The organism is Guptibacillus sedimenti, assembly GCF_028610665.1.
Taxonomy (GTDB): domain Bacteria; phylum Bacillota; class Bacilli; order Bacillales; family Guptibacillaceae; genus Guptibacillus; species Guptibacillus sedimenti.
In genome coordinates this window covers 55,385-76,153 of the sequence record NZ_JAQQWV010000008.1, presented here as the reverse complement: position 1 = coordinate 76,153, position 20,769 = coordinate 55,385, and the positions used below count along the sequence as shown (strand labels likewise).

Genomic DNA, 20,769 nt, shown 5'->3' with positions numbered 1-20,769 from the left:
CGCTAAGATCAGGGAGCAAGCTCCCATCTCTTCGCTCGACTTGCATGTATTAGGCACGCCGCCAGCGTTCGTCCTGAGCCAGGATCAAACTCTCCGATAGAAAGCTTAATCTAGCTTTTAAAACAATGTTTTGTTTCCGTAGAAACAACTACTTACATGGCGTTTCGTTCAGTTTTCAAAGAGCAATTTGTTTCTTTCATTTTCGCCGTTGTTTATCGGCGACTTAAATAATATATCATGTAACGCATTATCTCGTCAACACTTTTTTAAAAGTTTTTAAAACCATTTAATAAGGTTTTGGAGACACCGTCAATGCGACGGAATTACATCTTACCACCTGCTATCTATTATTGCAATAGTAATCGATTAAAAAAAGAAGAGGATTTCTCCTCTTCTTTAAAAAGTTACTCTTCTTCTGTAGTTGAACCATTATTTTCGTCATCTTCTGAGACTTCCTCAGCTTCAACATCAATGATTTCATCAGCAATTCCATCAGTAGCTTCAGACTCTTCGATATCTTCACCTTCAATGCCTTCTTCATTGATCTCAACTTTCGCGACCGTCGCGACAGAGTCTCCTTCAGAGATACGGATCAATCTTACACCTTGAGTGTTTCTTCCAGTTTGAGAAATATCCTGTACATCAATACGGATAATGACACCACTCTCAGTAATGATCATACATTCTTCTTCAAGTGTGACAGTTTTTAGGGCTGTTAACACACCATTACGCTCTGTAAGGTTACACGTCTTAATCCCTTTACCGCCTCTTGTTTGAACGCGATATTCTTCGACAGGTGTTCTCTTGCCAAATCCTTTATCTGTGACGATAAGGACATCCTGATTTTCATCTAGAATACCTATACCAACAACCTGGTCATTCTCTTGTAGCGTAATTCCCTTAACACCAGTAGCTGTTCGGCCCATAGATCTAACGTCTTCTTCATGGAAACGAATCGCCATCCCTTGTTTTGTTCCCATGATTAGCTCTTTCGATCCATTTGTTAGTCGAACGCCCATTAACTCATCATCTTCTTTAAAGTTGATGGCAATGAGTCCACCTTTTCGGATATTCGCAAAAGCAGAAAGTGGCGAACGTTTGACAACACCCTGCTTTGTAGCAAAGAACACGAACCAATCATCAACGAATTCTTCTATAGGAATAATCGCAGTGATATATTCATTCTTTTCGATCTGGAGCAGGTTAATTATTGGGATCCCTTTTGCTGTTCGACTAAGTTCAGGTACTTCATATCCCTTCATTCTGTATACTTTACCTTTATTCGTAAAGAACAGAATGGTGTTATGCGTAAGTGTTGTAAATAAGTGTTCGACGAAATCTCCGTCGTTTGTACCCATCCCCTGGATTCCACGACCGCCACGCTTTTGACTTCGATACGTATCGATCGGCAATCTCTTAATATACCCTTTGTGAGTTAAGGTGATCACGATATTCTGTTTAGGAATAAGATCTTCATCTTCGATCATATCGAAACCAACCGTGATTTCGGTACGACGTTTGTCAGCAAATCTTTCTTTTACCTCTGTTAGCTCTTCGCGAATGATTTCAAGAACTTTCTCTTCATCAGCAAGAATAGCTTTTAATTCTGCGATTCGCTTCATTAACTCCTGATATTCAGACTCAATTTTATCTCGTTCTAAACCAGTCAGACGCTGAAGTCTCATATCAAGAATGGCTTGAGACTGCTCATAGCTTAAGGAGAACTTAGTCATCAGGCCTTCTCTAGCAATATCTGTCGTCTCAGAAGCTCGAATCAATTTGATTACTTCATCTAAGTGATCAAGTGCGATTCGCAAACCTTCTAATATATGAGCCCTTGCTTCCGCTTTATTTAACTCAAATTGCGTTCTTCTTTTAATCACGACCTTCTGATGCTCAAGATAGTGTTCTAGACATTCTTTTAAAGTTAACACTTTAGGCTGTCCATCTACTAATGCAAGAGTGTTAATACCAAAGCTAGTTTGAAGTGCCGTTTGTTTATATAAGTTATTTAATAGAACATTTGCATTTGCATCTTTACGGACTTCAATCACAACTCGCATACCTGTACGGTCAGATTCGTCGCGTAGATCGGTGATTCCTTCAATCTTCTTATCACGAACAAGCTCTGCAATTTTCTCGACAAGACGCGCTTTATTAACCTGATAAGGAAGCTCAGAAACAATGATTGTTTTCTTACCATTGCTGAATTCCTCAATTTCAGCTTTTGCACGCTGAATGATTGAACCTCTCCCGGTTGTATAAGCTTTGCGAATTCCTTCACGTCCAAGAATTTCAGCTGCTGTTGGGAAGTCTGGTCCAGGAATAAATTCCATTAGTTCAGGAATTGTCATCTCAGGATTTTTACTTAGTTCTAAAAGTCCTTCAATTACTTCGCCAAGATTATGTGGTGGGATGTTTGTCGCCATTCCGACGGCAATTCCTGAAGCACCATTTACAAGTAAATTAGGAAACCTTGCTGGAAGAACAATGGGTTCTTGTTCAGAACCATCATAGTTGTCCTGATAATCGATGGTATCTTTATTAATATCTCGCACCATTTCCATGGCAATCTTGGACATTCTTGCTTCTGTGTAACGCATTGCAGCTGCTGAATCACCGTCAATAGAACCAAAGTTCCCGTGCCCGTCAATCAGCATATTGCGATAGCTGAAGTCTTGAGCCATACGTACCATTGTGTCATATACAGCTGAATCACCGTGTGGGTGATACTTACCAATAACTTCTCCAACAATACGCGCAGACTTTTTATAAGCCTTATCAGAAGTCATACCAAGGTCGTTCATCGCATATAATATTCGTCGATGTACTGGTTTTAAACCATCTCGCACATCAGGAAGAGCACGACTTACAATAACGCTCATCGCATAATCCATGAAGGAGGTGCGCATTTCCTGACTAATATTTATTTCTTTAACTCTCGATCTTTCCATATCAGACATACGGAAAACCTCCAATTATACTCTTGTTCATCTCATAACATTTAGCTAAAGATCTTTTCGATACTCTATATTGTCTTTTAAAGTAACCACTTAATAGAAACAGAAGAAAAGGGGGATATCCCCCTTTGTCTCTTAAACGTCTAAATTCTTTACGTAATGAGCATTGTCTTGAATAAAGTTTCGTCTCGGTTCAACACGATCACCCATGAGCATATCAAACACTTCGTCCGCTTCAATAGCATCTTGCAATTCTACCTGCAATACTGTACGTGATTCAGGATCCATCGTTGTTTCCCATAGCTGCGTTGGGTTCATCTCTCCAAGACCTTTGTACCGCTGAATACCAGGCTTAGGGTTTTTCGGAATCTCATTTAAGATGACATCAAGCTCACGGTCATTATAAGCGTAAGTCACTTTTTTCCCTTGAGAAATCTTATACAAAGGTGGTTGAGCAATATAGACATAGCCGTTTTCAATTAACGGGCGCATATAGCGATAGAAGAATGTTAATAAGAGCGTTCGAATATGCGCACCATCAACATCGGCATCTGTCATGATGATCAACTTATGATATCGAGCTTTTGCTAAATCAAAATCTTCTCCAATCCCTGTTCCTAGTGCCGTGATAATGGCTCTAATTTCATTGTTTGAAAGGATTTTATCTAGACGCGCTTTTTCCACATTAAGAATTTTACCTTTCAGAGGCAGAATAGCCTGGAAGTGACGATCACGCCCCTGCTTTGCAGATCCGCCAGCTGAATCACCCTCAACGATATAAATTTCAGAGATCGATGCATCTTTAGAAGAGCAATCCGCTAACTTACCAGGAAGTGCACTTACTTCGAGTGCACCTTTTCTTCTTGTTAACTCCCTTGCTTTCTTTGCTGCAGCACGTGCTCTTGAAGCCATTAGGCCTTTTTCAACAATTTGCTTTGCAACGAGGGGATTTTCAAAAAGGAAAGTAGAGAACTTCTCTCCAAAGATTGATTCGGTAATGGTACGAGCTTCAGCATTTCCAAGCTTCGTTTTCGTCTGACCTTCGAACTGCGGATCTGGATGTTTAATCGAAATGATGGCTGTTAGTCCTTCGCGAACATCGTCACCTGTTAGGTTTGGATCCGTTTCACGGAACAAGCTATTTTTACGTGCATAGTCATTAATTACGCGAGTAAGAGCTGTCTTAAAGCCATATTCGTGACTTCCGCCTTCATGGGTATTGATGTTATTTGCAAAAGAATAAATGTTACTTGCAAATCCATCGTTATATTGAACGGCAATTTCCACAGAAATCCCTTCACGTTCACCTTCCACAAAGATTGGTTCTTCGTGTAAAGCTTCTCTAGAACGATTCAAATGTTCTACGTAAGACTTAATACCACCCTCATAGTGGTATTCGTTGCGTTTCGTTTCTTCAGGACGCTTGTCCTGTGCAACAATCATGATTCCACGGTTTAGGAATGCAAGCTCTCTAAGGCGGTGAGCAAGAATATCAAATTCATACTCTGTTGTTTCAGTAAAAATCTCGTTATCTGGAATGAAGTGAATCGTTGTACCCGTCACATCACTTTCACCAATCACCTTAAGATCTTCATCAGGTACACCGCGCGTATAGCTCTGATAATAAACTTTTCCTTCACGCTCTACTGTAATTTCAAGCTTAGAGGATAAAGCATTTACTACAGATGCCCCCACACCATGCAGTCCACCAGATACTTTATATCCGCCGCCGCCAAACTTACCGCCGGCATGCAGAACGGTCATAATAACTTCAACTGCAGGACGTCCCATTTTTTCTTGGATTCCGACCGGGATTCCTCGTCCGTTATCTTCAACCGTAATACTATTGTCCTTCTCAATACTTACAGTAATTTGCGAACAGTACCCTGCAAGGGCTTCATCAATACTGTTATCGACAATTTCCCATACGAGGTGATGCAGTCCACGGCTACTCGTTGAACCGATATACATACCTGGGCGTTTTCGAACAGCCTCAAGTCCTTCAAGAACCTGAATCTGACTTTCATCATAACTTTCTTTATTCGACTGTTGCTCTAATGTCATATTGTTCACCTACATTTCTCTATCAAAGATAGACTCAATTCAGCTTGCTGATGATCAGACAACCTGGTTTTAAGATGATTCTCCATTTGATGTAACTTCCACACTGTCTGAGATCGTGTATGCTCGTCTTTTTAGTGTGAGTGAAGATAAAGGAGACAAATAGACCGTATCAGTCGTGATAACGATCGATTTCGTTAAATCACCACCGATGTCTTCTACTAGCCTGTCTTTTTGATGGCGATGCAAAAATTCACTTGTAATCTCTGCTTCCTCCATAACTTGCCAATCAAAGATTCCTACAACATCTCTCGATTGGACGACAACGTCCTCTCCTAAGTGTATAAACAACACTTCACCTCATTTCACCTTTTCGATTAGTCCTTCTTGAACTTGAAAAGTCGTCGCTTTTTCAAGCGTTTCATGATGGATGCCTTCAACGCTCGTTGTGGTCACAAACGTTTGAACTTTTCCTTGAATTGTATTTAAAAGATGAGACTGTCTAAAGTCATCTAACTCTGACAGTACGTCATCGAGTAGAAGTAAAGGATATTCGCCTACTTCACTATGAATTAATTCAATTTCAGCGAGTTTCAGGGATAAAGCAGTTGTTCGCTGTTGTCCCTGGGATCCATACGTTTGAACGTCCTTTCCATTTACAAAAAACGACAAATCATCTCGGTGCGGTCCCGCGAGCGTGACGCCACGCTCAACTTCTCTCTCTTTAATTTTATCAAACTTTTCCTTATATCCATCTACTATTTTCGACAAATCCGTTGGTTCTGATACCTCAACCGTCGGATTATAATGGATTTCGAGTTTTTCTAGTCCTCTACTAATCCCATAATGAATTGGTTCAGCCCATTGTTGCAAGAGTTGAACGAATCGTACTCGTCGTAAATAGATATTCGCAGCTGCTTCTATTAATTGTTCGGTCAAAATATCAAGCATGACATAATCAGGCTTCTTTTGATATCGCATCGTCTTCAATAAGCTGTTTCGCTGCTGAAGAAGTTTAAGGTATCGTCCCAGATGATAAAGATAAACGGGTTGAACCTGGCCAATCTCAATATCAATAAACCTTCTGCGCACGCCAGGATTACCTTTGACTAGATTGAGATCCTCTGGTGCAAACATGACGACATTCATGGCACCAATATAGTTGCTAAGCTTCTGCTGTTCCAATTGATTTAGCTTGGCTTTTTTACCTTTTTGGGAAATAACCAGTTGGAGGGAGAGGGGACCATTTCGTTTTTCAATTCTACCTTCTATTTTAGCATATTCCTCGTCCCAATTGATTAATTCTTTATCTCTTGGCGTACGATGGGACCTCGCCATAGCAAGGACATAGATGGCTTCCATGATGTTCGTTTTTCCTTGCGCATTCTCGCCAAGAAAAACATTCACGTTATTTTCGAACTGAAGTTCTTGCTTATGATAATTACGATAATTCGTTACTTTTAATGTGTTTAGATGCAACGGGAAACCCCCATTCAGCTAGATACAACAAACTCTCCTACGCCAGGAATCATAACTGTATCCTTGTTGTAGAGTTTTCTGCCACGTCGGTCTTCTAATTCTCCGTTTACATAGACCTCATACTCTGACAGGAACCACTTTGCCATTCCGCCTGTATTGATCACTCCTGCTTCTTGAAGAAGTTGTCCAAGAGTGATGAATTCTTTAATTAGTTTAATTTCATTCACGTTCGTTCACCTCATTTTCCTCCTGCTCCATCTTACTATATAGAGTCTGAAGGATGACAATAGTTTATTATAACTCTTTTTTTATTATAACGCATGAATAATCGCATGGAAATTTCATAAATAGCTAAAAAAAAAGAAAGCCACTGGAAGGAAAACTTCTCAGTGGCCACGGGTAACACCTTGTTAGAATTTAATAAGTTCGGACAGGGAGGATTAACTGCATAATCGCAGCACCTTCGATTGGTTTAATCAAGAAAGGTCTCATAGCCCCCGTAAAGCTAATATTTACTTCGTTAGAGTCCATTGACCTTAAAGCATCCATCATATATTTTGCACTAAATGAAATCTTAAGTTCCTCACCATCAAAAGAATGTGATTGAACTTGTTCAATAACTTTCCCAATTTCAGGCGAATTTGAAGAAATCTCTAGTGTTGACTCTTCAAGGCTAGCGAGTTTTACTACGTTATTTCTTCCTTCTCGTGCTAATACAGATGCACGATCGATTGCTTGTAACAATTCTTTTGCAGAAACTGTTACGTTTGTTTTACTTTCATTCGGAATCAATCGGCTTGTATCTGGATAGTTCCCATCAAGGAGTCTTGAGAAGAAAAGAATGTGATTTGATTTAAACAATATTTGATTTTCAGTAACCGTAATATCAACAAGTTCTTCGTTATCATCGATGATTTTAGAAAGCTCACTTAGACTTTTTCCGGGAATCACTACATTTGAAAATGAAAGGTCATTACCATTCGGTTCAACTTTAACTGTGCGGAGTGCAAGTCTATGACTATCTGTAGCAGTACAGTTAAGTTCGCCATCTTCTAGCTTCCAGTTTACACCTGTTAACACCGGTCTAGTTTCTGATGTAGAAACAGCAAATACAGTTTGCCTAATAATGTTTTTTAGTAAGTCTGCCTGGATCTGAAAACCTTCTTGTGCTTCCACTTCAGGTAAACGAGGGTATTCTTCAGGATCCAAACCGTTTAAGTTGAATTCTGATGAACCTGAACGGATTCTTGTTGTTAAACTATCGTGTACTTCAATCTCAACTTGATCACCTGGTAGCTTTTTAACGATATCAGAAAAGAATCGAGCTTGAAGTACGATACTTCCCATCTGAGAGATTTCAACAATTTGTTTATCATTTTCTTCTGAGGGAATGAAACATTCGATTGAAATATCTGAGTCAGAACCTGTTAACGTTACGCCTTCATCACTTGCTACGATTTTAATCCCCGTAAGAATAGGTATCGTTGTTCTTGAAGACACGGCTTTCATTACATCAGATACGCTTGATACTAGATAATCTCTTTCGATCTTGAAACGCATAATTTACCTCCTAAATAAATGACCCAGATTATATAATTATTACTTAAAAAAGTCGTAGTCTTACTAGTAGGGGCTGTGAATGTGTGGATAAGTGTTCACAAACCCATAACGAACAAGTTATCCACCTGTGGATAGTGTGTTGGTAACTGTTGATAATTGTACACACTCTATTAACTACTATCCACAAAAAGAGACTTATCCGTTTTTTAGTTGTTCGACGATATCTTGTAGTTTCTTTTGAAAAGCTTGATCAGAATCCACTAGTTTCGAGATCTTCTCATGTGCGTGAATGACGGTTGTATGATCTCTTCCACCAAATTCTTCTCCGATTTTTGGAAGCGAGAAATCGGTAAGCTCCCTCGAAAGGTACATGGCAATTTGACGAGGAAATGCAACAGATTTTGTTCTTTTCTTCGCCGCAAAGTCTTCGAGTTTTACTGAAAAATGATCTCCTATAACAGTTTGGATATCATGAATCGTAATCACCCTTGGTTTTGAAGATGGAATAATGTTTTTTAACGCCTCAGCTGCAAGGTCTGCATTCATATCTTGATTAATCAATGAAGAATAGGCAACTACACGTATAAGTGCACCTTCAAGTTCACGAATGTTGGTGTCAATTTGATTGGCTATATAGAGCATTACTTCATTTGGAATATCAAGACCTTCTGCTTTTGCTTTCTTTCTAAGAATAGCAATCCTTGTTTCCAGGTCAGGAGGCGTAATATCAGTAATTAGTCCCCACTCAAATCGTGATCGAAGTCGATCTTCTAGTGTAGGAATTTCCTTAGGTGGTCGATCACTTGAAATAACGATTTGTTTACTTTCTTCATGAAGAGCATTGAATGTATGGAAAAACTCCTCTTGCGTTTGTTCTTTTCCTGCCAGGAATTGAATATCATCAATCAGTAGTACATCTACATTACGATACTTGTTTCGAAAATTAACGGTTTTATTATCTCGAATCGAATTAATAAATTCGTTTGTAAACTTTTCCGATGATAAATAAACCACCTTTGCATTCGGATTATGCTCAATAACATAATGACCAATAGCATGCATTAAATGGGTTTTTCCAAGCCCAACTCCTCCATATATAAATAGCGGATTATACGCTTTGGCTGGTGCTTCCGCTACGGCTAAAGAAGCAGCATGTGCAAAGCGATTTCCAGATCCAATAACAAACGTATCAAACGTGTATTTTGAATTAAGCACACTTTGAGGGTGTTCTTCTTGAGCTGGATTTCCCTTAGGCTTTTTTTTCATAGCTTGTTCTAGATCCAAATCAGCATCGGACTGATTTTGGGGAATAATGAACTTAGCTTGTAATTCACTTCCGGTCAGCTCAAGCAACGTTTCCGTTATTAAACTTGAATATCTTGACTCAAGCCAGTCTCTAGCGAACTCGTTGGGAGCAGTAATAATAATCGTGTCGCCTTCCATTCGGTTTGCAGAAGTAGACTTGAGCCAGGTTTCGAAGCTTGGCTTGCTTAACTTTTTTTCGATTTCCGATAGAGCCTGTTGCCAGAGATCCGTGATGTTATCCAACGAAGTCCCTCCTTTTGTTCAAAAATATCTAACTAGGGCAAACCGGTTTACTTCTATTGATGATACTTAGCTCAATAGGTAGCCTGCATTTTCACCCAAATAAAAACAGGCTGTAATCGCTGACGATAGTCGCCTAATGTGCCAACGTACAACCTTTGTACAATCATTTGAATATTCACGAATAATTATACTGTCCACAGTATCGAAGTGGATCATATAATATAGAAGAAAGTCGAATTATCGACTGTGTTCACACCGTTGTGGATACGATGAGTAACAGCTCTTAATAACTGTCCACACTTTTATCCACAGTCTGTGGATTATTTTTGTGGTCGCTAATCTTATTCACGAGTTAAAACACAAATATCATAACAAAAGAATAGCTTGTTTGCAATGTTTTTCAAGTGGTTATCCACAGAGGACATATCTTGTGGATTCAAACTGTCCACAGCACTAGATTTTGTGTAGAAGCTGTCGATAAGTGATGTGAATAAGTGAAAAGTGTCGAATAGAGTTATCCACACAACTATTTGTAGACCTTTCGTTGATGATTTGAGGACAAGTTCAAGAGGTGGATCTACTTGGTGATTTGATATTGAGATTTGAAAGAGATAGGTTGAAATTTTAATTAAACTTGACAATTCCCTACCTCTTTTCTTATAATTACTTGGACTGTCTTTATACAGTTTATCCTCAGGGAGGTGTAATAGAATGAAAAGAACGTTTCAACCAAACACACGTAAACGTAAAAAAGTTCACGGTTTTCGTGCACGTATGAGCTCAGCTAACGGACGCAAAGTTCTTGCTCGTCGTCGCCGTAAAGGTAGAAAAGTATTGTCTGCATAGACCACTGATCATCAGTGGTCTTTTTTTAAGATAAGGTTTATAATATGCTTATCCAAGTAACACTGGGAGTGTGCGGATTGAACAGCAACTACCGGATTAAAAAGAATTCTGAGTTCCAGAACGTTTTCAAGAATGGAAACTCAACTGCAAACAGACAATTTGTTGTGTACGTATTAAAGCGAAATGATCAACCTCAATTTCGACTCGGTCTTTCAGTAAGTAAGCGGATCGGCAATGCAGTTACAAGAAATCGTGTGAAGAGACTCGTAAAAGAATCTTTCCATCAATTGTCCGATCAAATTAAATATCCTTATGACTTTGTCGTTATTGCTCGAAAACCTACTTCAGAGATGAGTTTTGAAGAAGTAAAGAGTAGCTTAATTCATGTGCTGAACCGAGCTCGTGTATTAAGAGGAGTGAAACAGACTGGTAAAGGAAGGGATGCTAAATGAAAAAGCTGGCTATGATGCTAATTCGCGTCTACCAGAAATTCATTTCTCCATTAACTCCTCCTTCCTGTCGTTTCTACCCTTCCTGTTCTCATTACAGTTTCGAATCCTTTCAGAAGCATGGGTTTATAAAAGGATCCTGGTTGACGGTGAAAAGAATTTCGAAATGCCATCCATTTCATCCTGGCGGCTTTGACCCCGTTCCAGATAAGAAGAAATAACGGTATGCTTTAACTACATAAATTTTGTCGAGATATGATTGCAAGGAGGATGAAGCGTGAGGAAAAAACTAACCCTCGCATTTCTATTAATTGGTCTCGTTGCGGTCCTTTCAGGCTGTAACATTAACGAGCCAGTTAACGCAGAAAGCACAGGATTTTGGACGGAATATATCGTTTATCCACTATCCATGACCTTAACGTTTTTCGCCGATTTAACAGGTGAAGGAAATTACGGTCTCTCAATTATTATTGTAACGATCTTAATTCGACTTCTCTTGCTTCCATTAATGATCAAACAAACGAGAAGTTCAAAAGCGATGCAGGAACTGCAGCCAGAAATGCAGAAGCTAAAAGAGAAATATAGCAGTAAAGACCAGAAAACGCAGCAGCAGCTTCAGCAAGAAACGATGCAGCTATTCCAACAGAATGGTGTTAACCCGCTTGCGGGTTGTTTACCAATCTTAGTACAAATGCCGATTCTATTAGGTTTTTATCATGCGATTATGCGTACACAAGCAATTGAAACGCATACTTTCCTCTGGTTTAGCCTTGGAGAGCCAGATATCATCTTGGCACTCACTGCAGGTATAACAACATTCATTCAACAAAAAATCATGATGGGTAGCGGCGGAACAGTGCAGCCTCAAATGAAAATGCTCCTATACGTTATGCCGATAATGATTATTGTTTTTGCAATTAACTTCCCTGCAGCGCTTGCATTATACTGGGTTGTAGGTAACATCTTTATGATTGCGCAAACTTACTTTATTACGAAGCCTACCATCAAAACCGCTGATACGAATACGGGGGGAGCGAAGAAGTGAGAAGCGTTACGGTAACGGGGAAAACGATTGAAAAAGCCATCGAAGATGCGCTCAATCAAATCGGGACTGTTCAAGAGAATGTTGATGTTGAAGTGTTAGATGAGCCTAAAAAAGGATTTTTAGGCTTTGGAGGAAAGCCCGCCCGCATTAAAGTTAGCGAGAAACCTGACATCATGGAGCAAACAAGGGCTTTTTTAGAAAAAGTCATCCGCAACATGGGTGTTGAAGCCAGTATAGAAGGTAGAAGAGAAGATCGCGATCTTTTCTTTACGCTATCTGGTGAAAAAATTGCGATTGTGATAGGGAAACGTGGCCAAACTCTTAATTCTCTACAATATTTAACAAATCTTGCCGCAAATCGATTTTCTGACCGATTTGTCCGGGTGGTGCTCGATGCTGAGAACTACCGTGAAAGACGTGAAGATACGCTAAAGAAACTGGCGGATCGTCTTGCAGACAAAGCGATGGTTACGAAAAAGGACATACAGCTAGAACCGATGCCGTCGCTTGAACGAAAAGTGATTCATCTTTATCTTAAAGATAAAAAAGGGATTACAACTCACTCAGATGGAAAAGATCCGCACCGCCGTGTGGTCATTGTTCCACGTAATAAGTAACATGAAACCTTCGGGCAAGTAGCCCGAAGGTTTTTTTGAGGAACGAGGGTTATGTTGCTAATTGACTGTTTTTCGTACTTCTTGTCTGATGTTGTTAGGATAAGCATCGTTATTTCTTTTTTTATAAAAATGGGTTACACTAAAAGGTATTGTGGATTAGTCTGTCGCATTTGAGCTGATAGTTATCCACTGTGGATAATTGGTTAAACTAATAGTACTTATTAATAGAAATAGACGATAAATAAAAAGACAAAGTGTGGATAGAGAGGTGAATGTAAAGTGGAATATGAAACAATTGCTGCGATATCGACTCCAATGGGTGAAGGAGCAATTGCGATTGTCCGACTTAGCGGAGAAGAGGCCATAAAAATAGCCGACAGGTTATACAAGGGAAAGCAGCGGCTTGAGTCTGTTGATACACATACGATTCACTATGGGCATTTAATTGATCCAGATACGAAACAAGTTGCCGAAGAAGTAATGGTTTCGGTCATGCGAGGACCTCGTACATTTACGAAAGAAGATATTGTTGAAATCAACTGTCACGGAGGGCTCGTTTCTGTGAATCGTGTCCTTGAATTGGTATTACGAAGTGGAGCTCGTCTTGCAGAACCAGGTGAATTTACTAAGAGAGCTTTTTTAAACGGTCGTATTGATTTATCGCAAGCAGAAGCTGTGATTGATTTGATAAGAGCGAAAACTGACCGTGCGATGAACGTTGCTTTGAATCAGATGGAAGGACGTTTGTCGACATTAATTGCCTCTTTGAGACAGCAATTGCTCGAGACGGTTGCACATGTTGAGGTAAACATCGACTATCCTGAATATGATGCAGAGGAAATGACGAAGGATCTTCTCTCGACTCAATTAAAAGAAGTAGAAAAGGAGATTGCAGGGATTCTCGTAACTGCAAGGCAGGGAAAGATTTTGCGTGAAGGTCTCTCAACCGTTATTGTGGGACGACCGAATGTTGGAAAGTCTTCTTTGTTAAATAGTCTCGTTCATGAAAATAAAGCGATCGTAACAGATGTACCTGGAACGACGCGGGACGTTATTGAAGAGTATGTTAATGTAAGAGGCGTGCCGTTACGACTCGTCGATACAGCGGGGATTCGAGAAACAGAAGATCTTGTCGAACGAATTGGTGTTGAGCGTTCAAGGGAGCGTTTGAAACAAGCTGATCTTATTCTACTTGTGCTAAATTATAATGATGAGCTAACCCATGAAGATGAGAAGCTTTTCGAAGCTGTTAAAGGTATGGATGTCATCGTTATTATTAATAAAACAGATCTTGATAAGAAACTTGATTTAGACAAAGTGAAAGAGTTAGCAGAAGAACATCCAATGATTACAACTTCTCTTAAACATGAACAGGGCGTGGATGAACTAGAGCAGTCCATTTCAGAACTGTTTTTTGCAGGTGAAGTTGAGTCGCAGGATTTAACATATGTATCAAATTCTCGTCACATCGCTTTACTGGAGCAGTCTCGAAGAACGCTTGAAGACGCGTTAGAAGCAGTTGAGGCAGGAATGCCCGTAGATATGGTGCAGATTGATATTACGCGCACCTGGGAGATTCTTGGAGAAATTATTGGTGATACCGTTTCTGATAGTTTGATCGATCAGTTATTTTCACAGTTTTGTCTTGGGAAATAAGAAGATTAAAGGAGGAATACGGCAATGGGTTACAAAGCCGATTCTTATGATGTTATTGTCGTTGGCGCAGGCCATGCAGGTGTGGAAGCAGGACTTGCTTCAGCAAGAATGGGTGCCAAAACACTCATGCTTACACTTAACCTGGATTCTGTCGCTTTCATGCCATGTAATCCGAGTGTAGGAGGCCCTGCAAAAGGAATTGTTGTAAGGGAAATCGATGCACTTGGTGGAGAAATGGGCCGTAATATTGATAAAACGCATATACAAATGCGTATGTTAAACACGGGTAAAGGACCTGCTGTACGCGCACTGCGTGCTCAGGCTGATAAAGTTCTCTATCAAAGTGAAATGAAAAGAACAATTGAAGAGCAAGATAATCTCACTCTTCTGCAAGGAATGGTTGAGAAACTGATCGTGGAAGATGGGATCTGTAAAGGTGTTATTACGAAAACGGGTGCAGAGTATGAAGCGAAATCTGTTGTGTTAACAACAGGTACGTTCATGCGTGGTCGCGTCATTATTGGTGATCTTTCGTATGAAAGTGGGCCAAATAACATGCAGCCATCCGTTAACTTGTCTCACCATTTAGAAGAGTTAGGCTTTGAAATGGTTCGTTTTAAGACAGGAACTCCGCCGCGTGTTAATAATAAATCAATTGATTATAGTAAAACTGAAATTCAGCCTGGAGATGAAAAACCTCGTGCTTTTTCATATGAAACGACTGAATTTATTACAGACCAGCTACCGTGTTGGTTAACGTATACAGGAGAAGAGACGCATAAGCTGATCAACGATAACCTTCATCGTTCTCCAATGTACTCAGGTATGATTGAAGGAACAGGACCACGTTACTGTCCATCGATTGAAGATAAAATTGTTCGCTTTAATGATAAACCGCGACATCAGATTTTTCTTGAACCAGAAGGACGCAACACAAAGGAAGTTTATGTGCAGGGTCTATCCACAAGTCTTCCTGAAGACTTGCAGCAGAAAATTCTTAAAACCGTACCTGGACTCGAAAATGTTGAAATGATGCGTGCAGGCTATGCTATTGAATATGATGTCGTTGTTCCAACGCAATTATGGCCTTCACTTGAAACGAAGACAGTTAAAAATCTCTTTACTGCAGGACAGTTAAACGGAACTTCAGGTTATGAAGAGGCTGCAGGGCAAGGGATTATGTCTGGTATTAATGCTGCAAGGAATGCACAGGAGCGTGAAGCGGTGATTTTGGATCGCTCACAAGGATACATTGGGGTTATGATCGATGATCTTGTGACAAAAGGAACGAACGAGCCGTACCGCCTGTTAACTTCACGTGCGGAATATCGACTTCTTCTTCGTCATGATAATGCCGACTTAAGATTAACAGAGCTTGGATATGAGATTGGTATGATTCCGAAAGAACGCTATGACCGGTTTATAGCTAAGAAAGAAATGATTGAGCAAGAAATGAAGCGTCTCGAGAAAGTTGTCATTAAGCCGAGCGAACAAGTGAATGCAGTGCTTCCAGAGAAAAGTACGGAATTAAAAGAAGCCATGCATGCCGCTAATCTATTGAAGCGACCAGAAGTAACGTATCAAGAGATTCATCAACTTGCTCCAGCTGATTATGATATTCCTGAGGATGTTGCAGAACAAGTTGAAATCCAAGTGAAATACAGCGGCTATATTAATAAAAGTCTGCAACAGGTTGAGCGCATGAAGAAGATGGATGAGAAGAAAATTCCTGATGGTATTGATTATTATGCGATTGGTGGCCTTGCGACGGAAGCGAAGCAGAAACTTGACGAAGTTCGTCCTCTATCAATTGGTCAAGCTTCCCGCGTTTCAGGAGTTAATCCAGCTGATGTATCGATCTTACTTGTGTATATCGAACAAGGTAAAATCGCTAAAATTGCAAAATAACGTACAAGTGGAGGGGCTATGAACGAGCAACAGTTTCAGGAGTTGTTAGAGGAGAAAGGGATTACTCTTTCTTCTAAGCAACTTCAACAATTTCAAACCTACTATGAGATTCTTGTTGAATGGAATGAGAAAATGAATCTGACGGCTATTACTGATAAGGAAGAAGTGTACGAAAAGCACTTCTTCGATTCAATCATGGCCGCATTCTCATTTGACTTTTCTTCTGACTACCATATTTGTGATGTGGGAGCAGGAGCTGGCTTTCCAAGTTTGCCTATTAAAATTTGTTTTCCTCATTTAAACATCACGATTGTCGATTCACTTAACAAACGAATTGGTTTCCTAGAGCATCTTTCTTCTAAACTTCAATTGGAAAATGTCTCTTTTTATCATGATCGTGCAGAATTATTTGGTAAAAACAAAGATCATCGCGAAAAGTATGATGTTGTTACGGCAAGAGCTGTTGCGCGGCTGTCTGTTCTTGGTGAATTATGTCTACCTCTCGTTAAAACTAACGGTTACTTTGTGGCGTTGAAAGGTCCAAATGTAGAGGATGAGCTTGATACAGGAAAGCAAGCAATTAAGCTTCTTGGTGGGGAAGTCGTTAAGCGAGATACGCTAACACTACCAGCTGAAAAAAGTGAGCGAAATATCGTAACGATTAAAAAAATCAAAACGACTCCTAAAAAATATCCAAGAAAGCCAGGCACGCCAAATAAAAATCCTTTATAATGAAGATAGACTGCATATGAACGGTTAAGTGTTTCACATGGAACGCTGCTCCTATGGAAGGAATTTGTTTTTAGGCAGCGAATCAGTTAAGGAGTCGATTAAAGGTGGTGTTAGGCGATGAAGCATACGTTTTCACGTCTTTTCGGTTTGAACGATGAAAAAAGCGAGACGATGGAAGTAGAACAAGAGGAAGTGAAGCAGCTTCTTGTTGAGGATATTATTCCGAACCGCTTCCAGCCTCGAACAATTTTTATAGATGAGAGAATTACTGAACTATCTCAAACGATAAAGACTCATGGAGTTATTCAGCCGATCGTGGTTAGAGAACGTGAAGGCAAGTATGAAATTATTGCCGGGGAAAGACGCTGGAGAGCAGTCAAGAAGCTTGGTTGGGAACGAATTCCTGCTATCGTTAAGGAATTTAATGATTCTCAAACAGCCTCAATAGCTCTTATTGAAAATTTGCAGCGTGAGGAATTAACTGCTGTCGAAGAAGCAATGGCTTACGCTCAATTAATCGAGCTACATGATTTAACACAGGAGAGTCTTGCTCAGCGGCTTGGCAAAGGGCAATCTACCATAGCGAATAAACTAAGGTTATTGAAGTTGCCTGAACCTGTTCAACAAGCTCTTTTACAGAAGAAAATTACGGAGAGGCACGCCCGAGCTTTAATTCCACTTAAGAATCCTGAGAATCAGGTGAAAGTTCTGAGTGAAGTTCTTGAACGACAGTGGAATGTAAAGCAGACGGAAGAACGCGTGGCTCGTATGTTAGAAGGTACGATCCAAAAACCGAAGCCGAGGAAAAAATCGGTTAGTAAGGATATGAGATTGGCAGTAAACACCATCCGCCAATCGCTTGATATGGTTACAGAGACTGGTTTAATGATTGACACAGATGAAGAAGACCACGACGAATACTATCAATTTACCATTCGAATACCAAAAAAGAAGTGAACTCATCCAGGCGGATGAGTTTTTTTCTTATCAAAAATCCCTGTCCATGTGAAGGTAGGAACTTGATAGGAAATGAAAAAGAGGTCCGGAAAATTGGAAACATGATAAACTAAAGACAGTAAAGTTGGGAATGGGAGTGGGGTGGCATCTTGGCGAATATTGTAGCGATTACGAATCAAAAAGGTGGAGTTGGAAAGACGACGACTTCAGTTAACATGAGTGCATGTCTTGCTTATCTTGGAAAGAAAGTTCTACTTGTAGATATTGATCCTCAAGGCAACGCAACCAGCGGTGTAGGAATTGAAAAAGGAGATATCGAAACTTGTGTGTATAATGTTCTTGTCGATGATGTGGAAGCGGAAGAGGTTATCCAGCAGACAATTGTCGAGAACTTGGATGTGATTCCTTCGACAATTCAGCTTGCAGGTGCAGAAATCGAACTAGTTCCAACCATTTCCCGGGAAGTAAGATTGAAGAGAGCTCTCAATAAAGTTGAAAAAAAGTATGATTATATTATAATAGATTGTCCTCCATCATTAGGATTATTAACAATAAATGCTCTAACCGCTGCGAATGCAGTGCTTATCCCTGTGCAGTGTGAGTACTATGCATTAGAAGGGTTAAGTCAGTTATTGAACACCGTGCGACTTGTTCAAAAGCATTTAAATACAGAATTAGAAATTGAAGGAGTGCTCTTAACAATGCTTGATGCCAGAACAAATCTTGGTATTCAAGTCATTGAAGAGGTGAAGAAATATTTTCAAGAAAAAGTGTATCGAGTAATTATTCCAAGGAATGTACGTTTGAGTGAAGCGCCAAGTCATGGTAAGCCAGTCATTGTATATGATCCAAAATCTCGAGGAGCTGAAACTTATTTAGAACTTGCGAAGGAAGTGTTAGACAATGGCTAATCGTGGTTTGGGAAAGGGAATCAACGCTTTATTTCCTTCTCAAAAAGAGGACGAGGTTGTGAAAGAAATACCGCTCAATGAACTGCGTCCTAACCCCTATCAACCAAGAAAGAAGTTTAGTGATGAAGCAATTGAAGAATTGCGCGCTTCGATTGAATCTTTCGGTGTTCTTCAACCATTAATCGTTCGACAAAGTATTAAGGGGTATGAAATTGTAGTAGGGGAACGAAGATATCGCGCTTCAAAAGAAGCCGGTCTTACAACAATTCCTGCTGTTGTGAAAAAGTTAACGGATCGAAAAATGATGGAAATCGCATTAATTGAAAATCTACAGCGCGAAAATTTAAATCCAATTGAAGAGGCTCTTGCTTATCAGAAGTTGATGAAAGAAACAGACGTTACCCAAGAAGAGTTGTCAAAGCGCCTGGGAAAAAGCAGGCCGCATTTGGCTAACTTTTTACGTTTACTGCAATTACCATCTGAGGTGCAGGAGTATATTTCTGATGGGAAACTTTCAATGGGACACGGAAGAGCGATACTTGGATTAAAGAAAAAAGAAGCTCGAAAAAAGTTAGCTGATCGAGCATTGGAAGAAAAATTAAACGTGCGGCAGCTTGAAAAGTTAATTACACAATTGAATCAGAGCGTTTCACGTGAAACAAAGAAAGATGAGAAGTCTGACCCGTTTTTGAAGGAAAAAGAAAGTTCCCTTCGTGAGAAGTTCGGAACATCTGTTTCAATTAAACGGTCAAAGAAAAAAGGTAAAATAGAAATTGAATTCTTTTCAGAGGAAGATCTTAATCGTATTTTAGAAGTTTTAGAAGAAGGTACCGAATAAGAGCATGAGCTTAGTTCATGCTCTTATTCTAACGAAAATGATGGGGTGGTAACGTGATATATTTCGATCAAGCGGCTACATCTTTTCCTAAACCGCCGGAAGTTGTCCAAGCTATGACAGAGGTGATGACAGAGTATGCAGCAAATCCAGGCCGAGGTGGACATGCTTTGTCTAGACGTGCTAATGATACGGTTATTCGTGCACGTGAACAACTGGCAGATTTTTTTGGTTTTAACCATTCGGAACGCGTTTGTTTTACAGCTAATGCAACTGCGGCTCTAAATCAGGCGATTAAAGGTTTTCATTTTCTTGAAGGAGACCATGTTCTAACGACCTCCTATGAGCATAACTCTGTTCGCCGTCCTCTTGAATACATGAAAAAGACTGTGGGAATTGAAGTCGATTACGTTAACCTAGGGGAATTCAATGAATTTGATAGCAATGCATTTCGCCAGGCGATTCAACCAAATACAAAAATGATTATCGTTTCACATGGATCGAATTTAACCGGTAACATTGTTCCAATTGATGTTGTAGGTGAGATTGCAAGAGAAAAAGAAATCACCTTTTTAGTTGATGCCTCTCAAACCGCTGGTATCGTCCCTATCCATATGAGTGATATGAGTATTGATCTATTAGCCTTTCCTGGTCATAAAGGCTTGTTAGGCCCTCAAGGGACTGGTGTGCTAATGGTTAATGAAGGAATCAAACTAAATCCTCTTTATCACGGAGGAACAGGTGGTAGCTCAGAATTAATTGATCAACCCAATCAACTGCCGGAGCGTCTTGAGAGCGGTACACTAAATACGCCTGGAATTGCAGGGTTACTAGCTGGATTAAACGCGGTAAAAAAGATGGGTCTTCCTGAAATAAGAAAACATGAACAGAAGCTAACAGAGATTCTCGTTAATCGGTTGAATCAAATCGATTATGTTCATGTTTACGGACCAGAACATCGACTTGCCGTTATTCCATTTACAATTGAAGGAATAGATGCCCAGGAGATTGCAATTATCCTAGATCAGCATTATAAAATAGCGGTGAGAGCTGGGTTGCATTGTACTCCGCTCGGTCATGAGACGATTGGTACGAGCAGAACGGGAACTGTTCGTTTAAGTGTAGGGCCTTATAATACGGAAGATGAGGTTTATAAAGTAATTGAAGCAATAGAAGAAATCGTTGAGGGGTACTTCGGCTGAGGA

The 20,769-nt window shown here is 39.9% G+C and carries 19 protein-coding genes and 1 rRNA gene; 12 read left to right on the top strand and 8 right to left on the bottom strand.

Annotation, left to right across the window (positions count from 1 at the left end; all coding sequences use genetic code 11):
* From PQ578_RS20280 to dnaA, 8 genes are all read right to left on the bottom strand, one after another.
* A 16S ribosomal RNA gene (locus PQ578_RS20280) occupies positions 1–100 on the bottom strand; the annotation flags it as partial.
* A 304-nt stretch (positions 101–404) separates the two neighbouring features.
* Positions 405–2,963: a DNA gyrase subunit A gene (gene gyrA / locus PQ578_RS20275; protein WP_273836402.1), complete on the bottom strand. Its 2,559-nt coding sequence runs from the start codon at positions 2,961–2,963 to the stop codon at positions 405–407.
* Positions 2,964–3,095: 132 nt separating this feature from the next.
* Positions 3,096–5,024, bottom strand: coding sequence for a DNA topoisomerase (ATP-hydrolyzing) subunit B (gene gyrB / locus PQ578_RS20270; RefSeq protein WP_159780742.1), 1,929 nt, complete (start codon positions 5,022–5,024; stop codon positions 3,096–3,098).
* A 69-nt stretch (positions 5,025–5,093) separates the two neighbouring features.
* On the bottom strand, positions 5,094–5,372 hold the full coding sequence (gene remB, locus PQ578_RS20265) for an extracellular matrix regulator RemB (protein ID WP_098445631.1): 279 nt from the start codon (positions 5,370–5,372) through the stop codon (positions 5,094–5,096).
* 9 nt (positions 5,373–5,381) lie between these two features.
* Complete coding sequence (gene recF / locus PQ578_RS20260; RefSeq protein WP_098445630.1) at positions 5,382–6,500, bottom strand: DNA replication/repair protein RecF; 1,119 nt, start codon at positions 6,498–6,500, stop codon at positions 5,382–5,384.
* Positions 6,501–6,514: 14 nt separating this feature from the next.
* Positions 6,515–6,727 (bottom strand): S4 domain-containing protein YaaA, encoded by a 213-nt coding sequence (gene yaaA, locus PQ578_RS20255; RefSeq protein WP_098445629.1) that lies wholly within the window; start codon positions 6,725–6,727, stop codon positions 6,515–6,517.
* 190 nt (positions 6,728–6,917) lie between these two features.
* Positions 6,918–8,060, bottom strand: coding sequence for a DNA polymerase III subunit beta (gene dnaN, locus PQ578_RS20250; protein WP_159780740.1), 1,143 nt, complete (start codon positions 8,058–8,060; stop codon positions 6,918–6,920).
* A gap of 195 nt (positions 8,061–8,255) precedes the next feature.
* On the bottom strand, positions 8,256–9,608 hold the full coding sequence (gene dnaA / locus PQ578_RS20245; RefSeq protein ID WP_098445627.1) for a chromosomal replication initiator protein DnaA: 1,353 nt from the start codon (positions 9,606–9,608) through the stop codon (positions 8,256–8,258).
* A gap of 711 nt (positions 9,609–10,319) precedes the next feature.
* Between dnaA and rpmH the strand changes: the two genes are divergently transcribed.
* From rpmH to PQ578_RS20185, 12 genes are all read left to right on the top strand, one after another.
* A complete protein-coding gene (gene rpmH / locus PQ578_RS20240; RefSeq protein ID WP_048311109.1) occupies positions 10,320–10,454 on the top strand; it encodes a 50S ribosomal protein L34 in 135 nt (44 codons plus the stop codon).
* Between the two features lie 77 nt (positions 10,455–10,531).
* Complete coding sequence (gene rnpA / locus PQ578_RS20235) at positions 10,532–10,906, top strand: ribonuclease P protein component (RefSeq protein ID WP_142329598.1); 375 nt, start codon at positions 10,532–10,534, stop codon at positions 10,904–10,906.
* A complete protein-coding gene (yidD, locus tag PQ578_RS20230) occupies positions 10,903–11,124 on the top strand; it encodes a membrane protein insertion efficiency factor YidD (RefSeq protein WP_098445624.1) in 222 nt (73 codons plus the stop codon). Before rnpA ends, yidD begins: the two co-directional genes overlap by 4 nt.
* 56 nt (positions 11,125–11,180) lie before the next feature.
* Positions 11,181–11,948, top strand: coding sequence for a YidC family membrane integrase SpoIIIJ (gene spoIIIJ, locus PQ578_RS20225; RefSeq protein ID WP_098445623.1), 768 nt, complete (start codon positions 11,181–11,183; stop codon positions 11,946–11,948).
* Entirely contained in the window at positions 11,945–12,565 is a 621-nt protein-coding gene (jag, locus tag PQ578_RS20220; RefSeq protein WP_224884391.1) for an RNA-binding cell elongation regulator Jag/EloR, read from the top strand. The genes spoIIIJ and jag overlap by 4 nt, the downstream gene beginning before the upstream one ends.
* Before the next feature lie 279 nt (positions 12,566–12,844).
* Complete coding sequence (mnmE, locus tag PQ578_RS20215; RefSeq protein WP_160918400.1) at positions 12,845–14,221, top strand: tRNA uridine-5-carboxymethylaminomethyl(34) synthesis GTPase MnmE; 1,377 nt, start codon at positions 12,845–12,847, stop codon at positions 14,219–14,221.
* A 24-nt stretch (positions 14,222–14,245) separates the two neighbouring features.
* The gene (mnmG, locus tag PQ578_RS20210) at positions 14,246–16,129 is read left to right on the top strand and encodes a tRNA uridine-5-carboxymethylaminomethyl(34) synthesis enzyme MnmG (protein ID WP_273836390.1); all 1,884 of its coding nucleotides are present in this window, start codon (positions 14,246–14,248) and stop codon (positions 16,127–16,129) included.
* An 18-nt stretch (positions 16,130–16,147) separates the two neighbouring features.
* Positions 16,148–16,861 carry a 16S rRNA (guanine(527)-N(7))-methyltransferase RsmG gene (gene rsmG / locus PQ578_RS20205; RefSeq protein ID WP_159786973.1) on the top strand — a complete coding sequence of 238 codons (714 nt, stop codon included), beginning with the start codon at positions 16,148–16,150 and terminating at the stop codon, positions 16,859–16,861.
* Between the two features lie 117 nt (positions 16,862–16,978).
* Entirely contained in the window at positions 16,979–17,818 is an 840-nt protein-coding gene (noc, locus tag PQ578_RS20200) for a nucleoid occlusion protein (RefSeq protein ID WP_098445618.1), read from the top strand.
* 149 nt (positions 17,819–17,967) lie between these two features.
* Complete coding sequence (locus tag PQ578_RS20195) at positions 17,968–18,729, top strand: ParA family protein (RefSeq protein ID WP_098445617.1); 762 nt, start codon at positions 17,968–17,970, stop codon at positions 18,727–18,729.
* The gene (locus PQ578_RS20190; RefSeq protein ID WP_273836385.1) at positions 18,722–19,567 is read left to right on the top strand and encodes a ParB/RepB/Spo0J family partition protein; all 846 of its coding nucleotides are present in this window, start codon (positions 18,722–18,724) and stop codon (positions 19,565–19,567) included. The genes PQ578_RS20195 and PQ578_RS20190 overlap by 8 nt, the downstream gene beginning before the upstream one ends.
* 53 nt (positions 19,568–19,620) lie before the next feature.
* Positions 19,621–20,766: an aminotransferase class V-fold PLP-dependent enzyme gene (locus tag PQ578_RS20185; protein WP_273836383.1), complete on the top strand. Its 1,146-nt coding sequence runs from the start codon at positions 19,621–19,623 to the stop codon at positions 20,764–20,766.
* Positions 20,767–20,769 lie beyond the last annotated feature (3 nt).

Coding starts and splice junctions, on each gene's coding strand:
- gyrA (WP_273836402.1), bottom strand. CDS start 2,963: ATGTCTGATATGGAAAGATCGAGAGTTAAAGAAATAAATATTAGTCAG.
- gyrB (WP_159780742.1), bottom strand. CDS start 5,024: ATGACATTAGAGCAACAGTCGAATAAAGAAAGTTATGATGAAAGTCAG.
- dnaN (WP_159780740.1), bottom strand. CDS start 8,060: ATGCGTTTCAAGATCGAAAGAGATTATCTAGTATCAAGCGTATCTGAT.
- rpmH (WP_048311109.1), top strand. CDS start 10,320: ATGAAAAGAACGTTTCAACCAAACACACGTAAACGTAAAAAAGTTCAC.
- yidD (WP_098445624.1), top strand. CDS start 10,903: ATGAAAAAGCTGGCTATGATGCTAATTCGCGTCTACCAGAAATTCATT.
- mnmG (WP_273836390.1), top strand. CDS start 14,246: ATGGGTTACAAAGCCGATTCTTATGATGTTATTGTCGTTGGCGCAGGC.
- rsmG (WP_159786973.1), top strand. CDS start 16,148: ATGAACGAGCAACAGTTTCAGGAGTTGTTAGAGGAGAAAGGGATTACT.
- noc (WP_098445618.1), top strand. CDS start 16,979: ATGAAGCATACGTTTTCACGTCTTTTCGGTTTGAACGATGAAAAAAGC.
- PQ578_RS20190 (WP_273836385.1), top strand. CDS start 18,722: ATGGCTAATCGTGGTTTGGGAAAGGGAATCAACGCTTTATTTCCTTCT.